General features: G+C 60.7%; 14 protein-coding genes. 7 read left to right on the top strand and 7 right to left on the bottom strand.

The genetic code is table 11. The features are described from left to right. Nucleotides 1-166: 166 nt before the first annotated feature. Nucleotides 167-1,189 carry a fatty acid desaturase family protein gene (locus SxD43FB_RS15675; RefSeq protein WP_096063001.1) on the bottom strand — a complete coding sequence of 341 codons (1,023 nt, stop codon included), beginning with the start codon at nt 1,187-1,189 and terminating at the stop codon, nt 167-169. 255 nt (nt 1,190-1,444) lie between these two features. Here SxD43FB_RS15675 and SxD43FB_RS15670 point away from each other — a divergent pair, with 255 nt between their 5' ends. The 5 genes from SxD43FB_RS15670 to SxD43FB_RS15650 are packed head-to-tail and all read left to right on the top strand — an operon-like array spanning nt 1,445 to nt 5,074. Further along, complete coding sequence (locus SxD43FB_RS15670; RefSeq protein ID WP_096063000.1) at nt 1,445-2,203, top strand: SDR family NAD(P)-dependent oxidoreductase; 759 nt, start codon at nt 1,445-1,447, stop codon at nt 2,201-2,203. 6 nt (nt 2,204-2,209) lie between these two features. Further along, complete coding sequence (locus SxD43FB_RS15665) at nt 2,210-3,769, top strand: FAD-binding oxidoreductase (RefSeq protein WP_255245753.1); 1,560 nt, start codon at nt 2,210-2,212, stop codon at nt 3,767-3,769. Next, nucleotides 3,766-4,185, top strand: coding sequence for a cytochrome c (locus SxD43FB_RS15660; RefSeq protein ID WP_255245752.1), 420 nt, complete (start codon nt 3,766-3,768; stop codon nt 4,183-4,185). The genes SxD43FB_RS15665 and SxD43FB_RS15660 overlap by 4 nt, the downstream gene beginning before the upstream one ends. Further along, the gene (locus SxD43FB_RS15655; protein WP_096062998.1) at nt 4,182-4,703 is read left to right on the top strand and encodes a hypothetical protein; all 522 of its coding nucleotides are present in this window, start codon (nt 4,182-4,184) and stop codon (nt 4,701-4,703) included. Before SxD43FB_RS15660 ends, SxD43FB_RS15655 begins: the two co-directional genes overlap by 4 nt. Continuing rightward, entirely contained in the window at nt 4,700-5,074 is a 375-nt protein-coding gene (locus SxD43FB_RS15650; protein ID WP_176482803.1) for a VOC family protein, read from the top strand. The genes SxD43FB_RS15655 and SxD43FB_RS15650 overlap by 4 nt, the downstream gene beginning before the upstream one ends. An 85-nt stretch (nt 5,075-5,159) precedes the next feature. On the opposite strand, the gene SxD43FB_RS15645 is transcribed toward SxD43FB_RS15650, so the two are convergent. The 6 genes from SxD43FB_RS15645 to SxD43FB_RS15620 all read right to left on the bottom strand — a co-directional run bounded on the left by SxD43FB_RS15645 (nt 5,160) and on the right by SxD43FB_RS15620 (nt 10,429). Next, nucleotides 5,160-7,478 (bottom strand): TonB-dependent receptor, encoded by a 2,319-nt coding sequence (locus SxD43FB_RS15645; RefSeq protein WP_176482802.1) that lies wholly within the window; start codon nt 7,476-7,478, stop codon nt 5,160-5,162. Between the two features lie 322 nt (nt 7,479-7,800). Then, nucleotides 7,801-8,313 carry a nuclear transport factor 2 family protein gene (locus tag SxD43FB_RS15640; RefSeq protein WP_096062995.1) on the bottom strand — a complete coding sequence of 171 codons (513 nt, stop codon included), beginning with the start codon at nt 8,311-8,313 and terminating at the stop codon, nt 7,801-7,803. A gap of 25 nt (nt 8,314-8,338) precedes the next feature. Beyond that, on the bottom strand, nt 8,339-8,740 hold the full coding sequence (locus SxD43FB_RS15635) for a nuclear transport factor 2 family protein (RefSeq protein WP_096062994.1): 402 nt from the start codon (nt 8,738-8,740) through the stop codon (nt 8,339-8,341). A 12-nt stretch (nt 8,741-8,752) separates the two neighbouring features. Further along, on the bottom strand, nt 8,753-9,256 hold the full coding sequence (locus tag SxD43FB_RS15630) for a DUF3237 domain-containing protein (RefSeq protein ID WP_096062993.1): 504 nt from the start codon (nt 9,254-9,256) through the stop codon (nt 8,753-8,755). 13 nt (nt 9,257-9,269) lie between these two features. Beyond that, a complete protein-coding gene (locus tag SxD43FB_RS15625; protein WP_096062992.1) occupies nt 9,270-10,019 on the bottom strand; it encodes an SDR family oxidoreductase in 750 nt (249 codons plus the stop codon). 20 nt (nt 10,020-10,039) lie between these two features. After that, nucleotides 10,040-10,429, bottom strand: coding sequence for a nuclear transport factor 2 family protein (locus SxD43FB_RS15620; protein ID WP_096062991.1), 390 nt, complete (start codon nt 10,427-10,429; stop codon nt 10,040-10,042). 98 nt (nt 10,430-10,527) lie between these two features. Here SxD43FB_RS15620 and SxD43FB_RS15615 point away from each other — a divergent pair, with 98 nt between their 5' ends. Both SxD43FB_RS15615 and SxD43FB_RS15610 read left to right on the top strand, forming a co-directional pair. Beyond that, entirely contained in the window at nt 10,528-10,920 is a 393-nt protein-coding gene (locus tag SxD43FB_RS15615; RefSeq protein WP_096062990.1) for a nuclear transport factor 2 family protein, read from the top strand. Nucleotides 10,921-10,967: 47 nt separating this feature from the next. After that, nucleotides 10,968-11,513: a MarR family winged helix-turn-helix transcriptional regulator gene (locus SxD43FB_RS15610; protein ID WP_096062989.1), complete on the top strand. Its 546-nt coding sequence runs from the start codon at nt 10,968-10,970 to the stop codon at nt 11,511-11,513. The last annotated feature ends 1 nt before the right edge of the window (nt 11,514 follow it).

Here is an 11,514-nt window from a genome sequence, read left to right as displayed (position 1 = left end):
CGCGGGTCTGAGAGGACATTAGTCCTGCGATGCCCGATCTGCACAGCATCCCACATACGTATTCAGGGGATTTGGCGGTATTGGACCTGTAGCTTGGCCGACCAATAGTGATTTCCAGGGGCGGCCTGTCGGCGACAATCGAATAGCCGAAATGGGTATCATCGCGTTACCGCGCCGTTGGCGTGGCTGCCTCGTCCATGCTCTCGCCATTCCCATGCGTCACGCGCGTCGGCATAAGTTCCTGGATCATGCCCCAATATCCGCGCGTCACATGCGCGTTCGCCGCATAGGCTGGATCGGCCATCAGATGGAGATGCAGGCGGCGCAGATTATGCCAGGGGACGGACGGGAACAGGTGATGTTCCAGATGATAGCTGACGTTGAACGGCCCGATGAGGAGCCGGTCGAGCAGGGTCGGGATGACGGTGCGGGTGCCGTTGAGTTCGTGATTGTCGGGGAGGCCGTTATGTTCGGCCATGGCGCGGATGCGGTTGAAGACATTGACCCAGAAAAATTGCGGGATCAGCAACAGGCCCAATATCTGCCAGCGAAAGGGCGACCACAATATCGCGCCATAGACCAGCACGGCCCACGCGACATAGCCTAGGCGCAGCGACAGGCGGTAATCGAAACCGAAGCGTTTGGGATTGTGGAAATTGGCGATGGGTGCCCAGATACGTCCAGCGCGCGCCACCCGATAATAGTTGAGACCGGTGATGCTGCGAACCAGCAGCCAGAACATCGCGCGCGGGGATTTGGGGAAATGCTGGTCCGGGTCGCGCCGCTGAATGCGATGGTCATAATCATGGATGGTGTTGGTGTGGCGGTGATGCTGCAAATGGTTGGCGCGATACAGGTCCAGGCTGAGCATCAGCGGAAAGGCGACGAAAATATCGCCGACCAGATCGTTGACGCGGCGGTTGCTGAACAACAGGCCGTGGCAGGCATCATGCATCATCACCGCCAGACACTGAATGCGGGTGCCGATGATCAAACCAGCGACCAAATAGACCGGCACGCTGTCGATCTGGATCGCGATGGCCATGGCCGCGACGATGATCACCCATTGGAATGCAAGCAGCAGCGCATTGCGGCTGTTGTTGATGACGGACAATTGCCTGATGAGCGGCAAGGTGCCTCGGCGCGAATAGCGATACCCCGGCGGGCGATCCCTGATGATGTCGTCCATGGGCATCGTCTCCGAAGGTAGCACCAGCCGGTGGTGGACCGTAGAAACCGCGTAAACCCGCGTCAAGCACAGGGCGGCTGTTCGCGGCCTATCGGATTGGCGGGGTTGAACACGGCGCCCCATGCCATCGTTTTTTCCAATCGCCGGAGTTCGAGGGCGCGGTCGGTCCTTCTGTCCTTGACAGTATCGCTCCCCTTCTAATACTAACGATCGTTATCAAAAAAGAGTCGGCGATGACCGAAGGAACGAGGCGAGATGGATCCCAGGGGCAAGCTTGCGGTCATTACTGGAGGGGCGTCTGGATTAGGCGCTGCGCTGGCTGCGAAACTCCAGGCGGAGGGCGCGCGGACGGTCGTGATGGACGTTTACCCACCGGCCGATGCCGGTTCGCAATTTCTGGCCTGTGATATCACGGACGCGCAGGCTGTCGAAAAGGCGCTGGACGGCCTGGACGGCGCGATCGCCATTCTGGCTAATTGCGCCGGGATCGGCGGCCTCGGTCCGATTGCGACGCCGGATGCACCGGGCAATGCCGCCGATTTCCGTAGGGTGCTGGACGTCAACCTGATGGGGGCCATGCATGTGACGCGCGTGGTGGCGCATCGCATGATCGGCAATGCGCCTGACGGCGCGGACGGCGAGCGGGGCATCATCGTGAACGCCTGCTCGATCGCGTCGTTCGAGGGGCAGGAGGCTATGGGCAGCTATACTGCGTCCAAGGCGGCGTTGGCGGCGCTGACGCTTGTCTGGGCGCGCGATCTTTCCCGGTACGCCATTCGGTGCGTCGGCATTGCGCCCGGCTTTTTCGATACGCCGATGACAGCCCATTTGCCGCCCGATCTGGTGGAGGAACTGGTCGATGGCGCGGAATTCCCCAAGCGCGCCGGGCGCGCCGAAGAGTTTGCAGACGCGGCGCTGTTCCTGATCCGCAATCCTTACATCAATGCCGAGGTGCTGCGTCTCGACGGCGGCGCGCGGCCACCGGCGCGCACCCGCTGGACGGCCCCGGCCTGATTTGACTTGAAAGGCAGTTCCGACATGCAACCGTTCGACCCCGCCATAGCCGCCGCCGCACGCCAAGCCTTCGCTGCGATCGTCGGCGTGGACCATGTGTTTTTCAACGAGGAGGATCAACTCTCCTATCAGGACAAGTTCGCGGTCGATGATGCCCTGCATCATCCCGCAGGTGCTGTCGCGCCTGCGACCGTCGAGGAAATCCAGGCGATCCTGAAGGTGGCAAGGGAGCGCAAATTGCCGCTCTGGCCGATCAGTCGCGGCAAAAATCTGGGCTATGGTGGCAGCGCGCCCTTGCTGGCGGGATCGGTCATTCTCGATCTCTCGCGCATGCGGAAGATCGACTATGACGAGGCCAATGGCACCGTTTTGCTGGAGCCGGGGGTCAGCTTCTACGATCTGTATGATTTCCTGAAATCGAAAGGCATGAAGCACTGGCTATCGGTGCCGGGCAATAGCTGGGGGTCGGTGCTGGGCAATGCGTTGGATCGCGGCGTTGGCTACACGCCCTATGGCGAGCATACGACCAAGATTTGCGGCATCGAGGCGGTGATGGCCGATGGGATGGTGGTGCGGACGGGCATGGGCGCGCTCGATGGCGCGCCGACATGGCAGCTCTACAAATTCGGCTTTGGCCCATCATGGGACCAGATGTTCGTGCAGTCGAACTTCGGCATCGTGACCAAGATGGGCCTGTGGCTGATGCCCGCGCCGGAATCGCTGATGGGCATGGATCTTGAGTTCGAGCGGCCGGAGGATCTGGGTCCGTTGGTCGATGCGCTAGCGCCCTTGCGGCGTGAAGGCCTGCTCCAGCAATCGCCGACCATCGGCAACTGGCTGCGTGCGGCAGCCACCCTTACGACACGTGGCGAGTGGACGGACAAACCCGGCGCCCTGTCTGACGAGGTCATCGCGGCGATCCGCAAGAAGTTCAATGTCGGCTGGTGGGGCGTGAGCCTGCGCCTATATGGCCGCGAGGATATGAACAAGGCCGCCTATGCGGTGCTGGAGCGGGAGATGGGCAAGCTCAAGCCGATGAGCCTGCGCCCCACCACCTGGAAAACCGGAGAGCCGATCGAGGCGACCGGCTGGACCGGCACGCCGCTGACCTTTCCGATGCAGAATGCCAACTGGCATGGCGGGCGCGGCGGCCATATCGGCTTTTCGCCGATCTTGCCCCAATCAGGCAAAGCGGCACTGGCGCAGTTTCAGCGCACCTATGCCTGTTACAAGGAGTTTGGCATGGATTATCAGGCGAGCTTCGCCTTTGGCGAGCGCCACCTCATCAATGTGAACGCGGTGCTGCTGGACAAGGATGATCCGGCGATGATGAAGCGGGTCGATCCTTTCCTTAAGCGGTTGATCGCGGATGCCAAGGCGCAAGGCTATGGCGAGTATCGCACCCATCTCGATTATATGGATGCCGTCGCGGACACCTATGACTTCAATGGGGGCGCGCTCGCCAAGCTCAATCGCACGGTGAAGGATGCGCTCGATCCACAGGGCATCATCGCGCCGGGCAAGAGCGGCATCTGGCCCACGTCGATGATGGGAGCGAAGGCATGACCGGCATGGGCGTGGGCGCAATGCGGCGGGCAGGGATACTGATCCTGCTGGGGGTCAGCGCGTGCAGCAGCGGCGCGGACAACAAGGCTGTCGCGACCGAGCAGAGCAAGGGGCCACCGCCCATGCCTGCGCCAGAGACGATATCATCCCGGCCCAACGTCGGGCCGGGCGAGCGGCTATATCTGGAAAAATGCGCCATGTGTCATGGCCCCGCTGGCATGGGCACTGGCCTGCTGGCGCGGCGGACGGAGCAGCCACTGCTTGAAAAGCGCACGGACCTGACGTCCGAGTTCGTCATGCAAGCAGTACGGATGGGCATCGGCAATATGCCCGCGATTCCGCGCGGTGAGGCGAGCGATGCGGAACTCAAGCAGATCGCCGATTATCTGTCGGCCGAAAAGGAGAGCGGGCAATGATGCCGGTGTCGAGGCGCGGCCTGGTTGCGGGTGCCGCCATTGCTGCGGCCGCCGCTGTGACGCTGCGTTCGCCCGTGCTGGCCCATGAAGGGCAGCCGGTGCTGCTCTATGATACGAGTCTCGCTGCAAGCGCGCGCTTTGCCGCCCATGTCGGCAGGCTGGGCGGGTCGGCTCAGCCGATGGACGGTGACCGGGTGCGCCAGGTGCAGGCCTTGGTTCAAACCCGGCCAGCCGCCTTCTTCGGCGTATCCCGTCAGGCCGATGCGGTGATGGTGAGCGAGGTTGCACAGGAGGCGGGCTATCGCCGGATTTCGCTGATCCAGCATCGCGTCGCAGGCGATATGGTGCCGATCTGCGTGCCCGAAGCTACATCGCTTGCAACCTTGGCGCGGCTGGCTGGCGGGCGCTGGCCGGAGGCGTTTGCGGAATTGGCCATTGGTGGGATCGAGCGATGCGAGCCGCTATCCTATGCCAGTGCCGCCGAGCCAGCCTTCAGCTGGGTGCTGACGCTGCGATGAGCGCGGGCCAGTTCAGCTTCATCAAGCTGTACGTCGCCAATCTCGAGTCCATGATCGCCTTCTACACGGCCGTTTTCGATATGGCTGTTCATATCCGCATCGATGGGGCCGATTTCGAGGAAGTCCTGCTGCGGCAGGAGGGGCATGGCTTCATGCTGGGCCTGCTGAACTGGAAGAGCGGTGGAAATGGGGATGAGCGGCCAGCGGCGGGCGTCATCGGCTTCGTCACGCAGGATGCCGATGCTGCTGTCGCGCGAGCGATCAAGGCCGGGGCGAGGATCAAGCGCGCGCCCTTCGACATTCCAGGCACGCGCGTCGCGTTGATCGATGATCCGGAGGGGCATGAGATCGAATTGGTGCAGTTTCTCTAGCCCTGCCGCGTGACAGTCCCCGGCCAACAAAAAGAGCGCCCCGGCCAATGTGGACGGGGCGCTTCTTTGTCTGTCGAGCGGCATGTCAGAATTTGCGCTTCACGCTGAAGATGATTTCGCGCGGACGACCGGGCTGTCCATAGGCATTACCTGATTGGGCGAAGCGGTCATATTTGTTCACGAAGTAAAATTCGTCGGTGAGGTTGGTAGCAGCGAGCGCCGCTTCCCATGCATCGTCGGGCGTGCGGTAGGTCAGGCGCGCATTGAGCAGCCCGCGCGATTCCACGCGGCCGAATTCGAAGTTCGGGATATTGTTGGGGATCGTTGTTTCGAACTTCGATTGCCAGGTATAGTCGAGGCGCGGCGTGAGCGAGCCATGCTTGCCCAGTTCGACCTCATATTGCACGCCGGCCGCATATTTCCACTTCGAGACGAATGGTGCCTCGGTGGTTCCGGGGATGATGCCGCTGCCCAACGCCGCGCTTGTGAAGCGGAAATCGGTGTAGCTGACGGAGCCGTCGATCGAGAGGCCAGGCACGGGCCGCGCGTCGAATTCCAGTTCCAGACCGTCGATCTTGGCGTCGCCGATGTTCCGGGTGGCCGAACAGAAGGGGAAACCGGGCGGGCTGATGTCTGGGCAGCTCGACGTGAGCCCCTGATAATTTTTGTAGCTATTGTGATAATAGGCGCCGTTCAGGCGCAGTTTCCGATCCAGCCACATGCTCTTGAAGCCGGCTTCATAGCTGGTCGAGGTTTCCTGTTCGAACGGAACCAGTTGTTGCGCGAGATAGGGACGCGGATTGACGCCGCCGCCCTTGAAGCCCGTCGCGACCTGCGCATAGAAGCGCACGTCCGGCGCAACCTCATAATCCACAGCGACGCGATAGTCCCAGCGTTTGCCGGCAAATTCACCGACAAGACCATCCAGCGAGGCGACGCGGGGATCGGTCGGCAGGCCGGGGATGGGGCTCATGCGGCGGAATGTGTAGCTTTTATCTTCGTCGGTATAGCGAATGCCGCCCGTGATGTTGAGCTGATCCGTGGCATGAAGGACGCCGTGCAGAAAGGCGGATTTGGACGTCTGTTCGAACGGGTCGTCATAGAAGAAATCGAGCCCCGCGACGCCGACCTGGATGCGTCCGCTCTGGTTGCTGTCGCCCTTATAATAATAAACGCCGGTCGTGACCTCGAGCAGATCGCCGAAGTCGGCTGACAGGCGGAGTTCCTGCGTGAACTGTTCGTGCAGGAAGCCGCTCGCATTGTTCGAAATATCTTCGGGCGAATTGTCCGCATCCCAGGAGCTGGCACCCTTGGCGTAACGATAGGCCGTGATCGACTTTAACGAAAACATGTCGGACAAAGTGATATCGAGCGTGTTGGAAACGCCCCAACTGCGCAGATTGCTCTGACCCTTGTTCGTATATTGATTGGCTGTGCCGGGAAGGCCGGTGTAATTGGCATAGCTTGTGTAGCTGTTTGGCGCGGTGAGATAATTGCGCCCATCGACGGGGGGCAGGAAGAGCGCCTTGCCCGGCGATGCTTCCGAACTGTCCTGCGTGAAATCGGCAATCAGGTTATTCTCGATCCGGTCGGATGCGATCCAGCGCAAGGCGCCGCGCACGGCATAGATATTCTGGCCGCCCTCCGTGCCGATCACGCAATCATCGGCAGGCGAGGCGAAGGTGCCGCCGGGTGCCGGAACCCCGGTAACGCAGCCATAGTCCAGCCGCTTGAAGAAGCCGTCGACATGACGGGCCAGGCCGGAGATGCGCGCATAGAGCTTGTCTTGCGCCAGGGTGATGTTCGTTGCGCCGCGCAGGCCCACGCGGTTGAAGGAGCCGTACAAGGCTTCGACATAGGCGTCGGAATCATCATCGGGACGGCGGGAGAAGAGTTTGATCGACCCGCCGATGGAGTTTTTGCCAGACAGCGTGCCTTGTGGCCCCCGCAAAATCTCGATGCGGTCCAGATCCACCAGATCGAACGCCGCACCCGAACTGATGCCGTAATAGACGTCATCGATATAGATGCCGACACCAGGTTCATTCGGGAACTGGAAATCGGTGGCGCCGATACCCCGGATGTTGACGGCTGCGGTCTGCGCGCCGCCGCCCTGACCACCAGCGGAGAAGGTGACGCTCGGCGCGCGCTGCGCGACGGACTCGACGCTGGTCTGGCTGCGTGCTTCCATAAGCGATGCGTCCACGGCCGTAATGGCAAGCGGCGCTTCCTGCACGCTTTGATTGCGGAACTGTGCGGTGACGATGATATCGCTGATACCCTGATCATCGCGCGCGGATGCGGCCGCATTTACCTCCTGAGCCAGGACAGGCGTGGCGATCGACCAGGCCATCGCACCAAAGGCAACGCCGAACCGGACCGAGAGCAGCTGATTTTTAGACATATTTCCTCCCCAATGCCTCAAGGGAGTGCCTGCATTGCCGACTACCATCATGCAGCGGATCAGGGCTTATTGCCACCGTCATCGCTGCACGCGGGTAAGGTCGGACACCCTATGGCAGACCTCTCCTTCACTCGACTCTAGCCTGCGGAACCGCTTGCTGGTCATGCGATAACCATAACGAACGTTATCAATATGGGCAAGAGCAAGAATGACAATAATATCGTTCGTTATTATTAATTGTATCGGTTCCGTATGCGCGGTTCGCACTTCGAGATTGACGATCGTGATGGATGCGAGGCTCGGAATGCCCAGCAATCAAAAGCTAACGCCCGATCTTATTGTCGTTGGGGTCGAGTTTCAGCATGTCCGCGCTCTTCATCGCGGGATCCCAATGTTCGACGATCCTGCCATTTTCGATGCGGAACAGGTCGAACCAGCTGGTGTGATAGCCTTTGCCGTCACCGTCTTTCTCGGTGCGGACGAAGGTGAAGTTCACCATGTCCCGCTCGGCGATGATCGATACCAACGGCAGCTCGATGTGCGGCAAAATCTCGCGCTGTGGGCGTGATCCGCGAATGAAGGCCTGCAAGGCTTCGACGCCGCTCACCACATTGGGATTATGCTGGATGTAATGCGGGCCGATGAAATCCGGTGCGCGGTCGGCATGGCCCGCTTGCAGCACGGTGCGATACATATCGTAGCATAGCCGCTTATTGGCGGCGAGAACGGGATCGTCGCTGTGCAGCAATTGCGCGTGATCGGCCGCGATGACGGGCGCGGTCTGGCCGTCGGGCGCGTCGATGGCTGGCTTCAAACTCGTGATGCGTTCGCTCATGTCATGCTCCCCTGTTATATTGCGATCACCAGGGCTTTGGCCATTTTCGGGTGTCGTCCCAATGTTCGACGATCATGCCATCTTCCAGCCGGAACATGTCGAAGGCATGGCCTGTATAGGTCGCGCCCGGCACGTTTGGATCGTCCTGCTCCTGCTCCCAGATCATCACGACATGATCGCCCTGTGCCACGGTGCGAACCAGCTCCTTGTGACGGGGCGGATTGAAGTCGGCTGGCGTATCCTTGATGATGTCGACCAGCCGCAACAAATGCTCCCGGCCCGAAGGCATGTTGACATTATGCTGGATATAGCCGGGCGCGATGTAGCGCAGAACCGCCTCGCGGCTCCCTTCGCGGATCACTTTTTGCCACATGTCGATGACGATGCGGCTGTTGCGTTCTTCGAGCGTTTCCTCGGCGGTGGTCATGGCGATCTCCCGTCAGGTGAGCGCGTAGTAGCGCAACACATTGCCGTCGGCGCGGCGCTCGCCGACGCCAACGAATACATGTTTGGTCAGCCAATCATGCTTGCCGACCGAACATTCGAAACTGGGGTTGCCGCGCAGATAATAGTCCTGCTGCTCGACTGGCTCGCCCTCGCGAAAGGCCCAGTCGCGCAATTTCTCCATCGTGTCGGGCTTGCGCCCCCACAGGAAGCCACGATTGTTGAGGAGGATCAGCGTGCCATCCTCCTCCTCCAACATGTAGCGCGCATCGAACACCGCCACATCGTCGGGCCGGAAATAGGCATAGTCGCCGCCGGACCCCGGCACGGCCTTGCCGCGCAACCGTGGCCCCTCAAAGGTGCCGCTTTCCACATAGACCGCGCTGCGCGTGCCGCCCCAAGGGCTGTTCGCGATGGTCTGGACGCGCGGGAATTGCAGCCGCACTTCCATCGCAAATTCCAGCTTTGGGTTGTCGATCGTCGAAAAAATATTGTCCATTGCGCTATATCCCTCAACCCAGTTCGAGCGTGCCGCCATCGACGAATAGATTGGCGGCAGTGATGAAGCTTGCATCATCCGATGCGAAGAACAGTACGGCACGAGCAACCTCTTCGGGCCTGCCCATGCGGCGCATCGGTATGGCATCGATCATCTGTTCGCGCAGCCTGTCCACCGCGTCTCCGGTGAGGCCGGGGTTGCGATAGAGCAGGGGCGTTTCGATGGGGCCGGGACTTACCAGATTGACGCGGATGCCCTCGCGCACCAGTTCGCCGGCGATCACCTTGAGCGCAGCGGCGAGGCCACCCTTGGCAGCGGCATAAGTGGTGTTGCCGGGCACGAAGGCATGGCCGCCGATCGACCCTGTAACCACGATGGATCCGCCAGCTTCCATCAGCGGCAGCGCGTTCTGGATCGTGAAGATGCAGCCGCGTAGATTGACGGCGTGAACCGCGTCCCAATCCTGCGGCGTAATGTCGCGCACGGGCGCGAAACCGCCAACGCCCGCATTGGCGAAGAGGATATCGAGCCGCCCATGTCGCGCCTTGATGGCGGCGATCACCGGGTCCAGGCTCGCCAGATCCGCAACATCCGCCCGGTAGCCCGTCGCGCCCGCGATACTGGCGACGGCGCTGTCGATCGTCGCCTGATCGCGCCCGGTGAGGTGGACGATGCCGCCCTCCGCCGCAAAGGCCTGGGCGCTCGCCAGCCCTATGCCGCTATTGCCGCCGACGACCAGTATGACCTTGTCGGTAAAGCGCATGGGTCTTCTCCTGTTTGGGGTCAGAATGGCGAGTGGGGGTTGGGGCTGTCCGCAGGCACATCCTGCATCACGTCCCAATGTTCGACGATCTTGTCGCCCGCGATGCGGAAGATATCCATGACGGCGAAACCGGCGTCGCCCGGCCACCGACAGACATGATAATGGACGATGACATGATCGCCATCGGCAAAGCGCCGCTTGATGTCGTGGGTGGCGTTGGGGCTTTCGGCCCGCACCTTGCGCAGAAAGGCTTTGAGCGGTTCGATTCCGGTATCGACCAACTGATTGTGCTGGATGTAATCGGCCGCGATGTAGCGATCGGCAGCGTCGGCATCGAAGGGGATCAGCACATGATCGAACATGTCCTGGACCAGCTTCAGGTTGCGCTCTTCCTGCAGCGTTCTGCTCATTGCACCATCCTCTCACGGCGCGTCTGTGCGGCCTCTTGCTTAAACGGTAACGATCGTTATTAAATCGCGCAAGATCAAAATGGGGTGAGGAGAGGGTGATGGAACGCGCAGAGTATGAACACTATGTGCAGGCATTCAATGATCGGGACTATGACAAAGTCCTGGATTTTTATGCGCCAGGCGCCCGGATCGGCTTCTTCGGCATCGATCTGAGCGACCGGGATGCTTTCAAGCGTTTCTACAGCTTCCTGCACAGCTATGTGAAGGAGAGCGTTGTCATAGAAAGGTTCGCCAGCAGCGACGAACTTGTCGCGCTGGAAGGGATCATCCGCGTCGAAGGCTTGCGCGACCTGACTGCCGATGTGCTAAAAGCGCAAGGGTTGGAGCAGTTCGTGCCCATCGCCAAAGGCGAGGTTCAGAACATGCGGCAATATATTCACTATCATCTTGCGGATGGAAAATTCACCAGCGTCGGTTGTACGATGGCATGATGGCGGGTGGTTGACTCATGAACACCCAGATGTGTTAGGCGAGACATATGTCGAAGAATATTGGACGCAAAGCATCCGACGCCATGGATAAACCACCGACGCCGCAAGCGCGCGAAAGCGCTTCGGCCGACGCGCTGCATGGCGTGCTGAAGCTTGCCAACAAGTTGATGGCCCCCTTTTCGACCTATCTGGAACATCGGCACAAGATCAGCCTCAATGAATTTCGCCTGCTGATGCTGATTGGCCGCTTCCCCCATTCCGCAAGCCATGAACTGGTTGAACTGACGGGCGTGAACCCCATGAGCGTTTCGCGCGCGGTAGCGGCGTTGCAGAAGCATGGCCGCATCATGGTGGACAGGGACGAGACGAACCGACGCCGCAAGACGTTGAGCCTGACCGCGGAGGGCGAGCGGCTATACAAGGCCATGCGGCCGCAAACCGATTCCGTTGCCGACTATCTGGTTTCGGCTCTGAAACCGGCGGAAATCGCGAACTTCAACGCGATGCTCGGCAAGCTGATCGACACGCTGGAGGCGCGGGACGAAAATGGGGTTTCGCTGTTCCTGGAGCGGACCAAGCCGCCTGAGGAATAGA

The organism is Sphingobium sp. D43FB (assembly GCF_002312805.1).
In the GTDB taxonomy this organism is placed as follows: domain Bacteria; phylum Pseudomonadota; class Alphaproteobacteria; order Sphingomonadales; family Sphingomonadaceae; genus Sphingobium.
The sequence above is the reverse complement of the archived record's forward strand: the minus strand, read 5'-3'. Positions and strand labels throughout refer to the sequence as shown.

Bases quoted from the DNA above. Each gene is read 5' to 3' on its own strand.
- SxD43FB_RS15675 (WP_096063001.1), bottom strand. From the start codon at position 1,189: ATGGACGACATCATCAGGGATCGCCCGCCGGGGTATCGCTATTCGCGC.
- SxD43FB_RS15670 (WP_096063000.1), top strand. From the start codon at position 1,445: ATGGATCCCAGGGGCAAGCTTGCGGTCATTACTGGAGGGGCGTCTGGA.
- SxD43FB_RS15660 (WP_255245752.1), top strand. From the start codon at position 3,766: ATGACCGGCATGGGCGTGGGCGCAATGCGGCGGGCAGGGATACTGATC.
- SxD43FB_RS15655 (WP_096062998.1), top strand. From the start codon at position 4,182: ATGATGCCGGTGTCGAGGCGCGGCCTGGTTGCGGGTGCCGCCATTGCT.
- SxD43FB_RS15650 (WP_176482803.1), top strand. From the start codon at position 4,700: ATGAGCGCGGGCCAGTTCAGCTTCATCAAGCTGTACGTCGCCAATCTC.
- SxD43FB_RS15645 (WP_176482802.1), bottom strand. From the start codon at position 7,478: ATGTCTAAAAATCAGCTGCTCTCGGTCCGGTTCGGCGTTGCCTTTGGT.
- SxD43FB_RS15640 (WP_096062995.1), bottom strand. From the start codon at position 8,313: ATGAGCGAACGCATCACGAGTTTGAAGCCAGCCATCGACGCGCCCGAC.
- SxD43FB_RS15635 (WP_096062994.1), bottom strand. From the start codon at position 8,740: ATGACCACCGCCGAGGAAACGCTCGAAGAACGCAACAGCCGCATCGTC.
- SxD43FB_RS15630 (WP_096062993.1), bottom strand. From the start codon at position 9,256: ATGGACAATATTTTTTCGACGATCGACAACCCAAAGCTGGAATTTGCG.
- SxD43FB_RS15625 (WP_096062992.1), bottom strand. From the start codon at position 10,019: ATGCGCTTTACCGACAAGGTCATACTGGTCGTCGGCGGCAATAGCGGC.
- SxD43FB_RS15620 (WP_096062991.1), bottom strand. From the start codon at position 10,429: ATGAGCAGAACGCTGCAGGAAGAGCGCAACCTGAAGCTGGTCCAGGAC.
- SxD43FB_RS15615 (WP_096062990.1), top strand. From the start codon at position 10,528: ATGGAACGCGCAGAGTATGAACACTATGTGCAGGCATTCAATGATCGG.
- SxD43FB_RS15610 (WP_096062989.1), top strand. From the start codon at position 10,968: ATGTCGAAGAATATTGGACGCAAAGCATCCGACGCCATGGATAAACCA.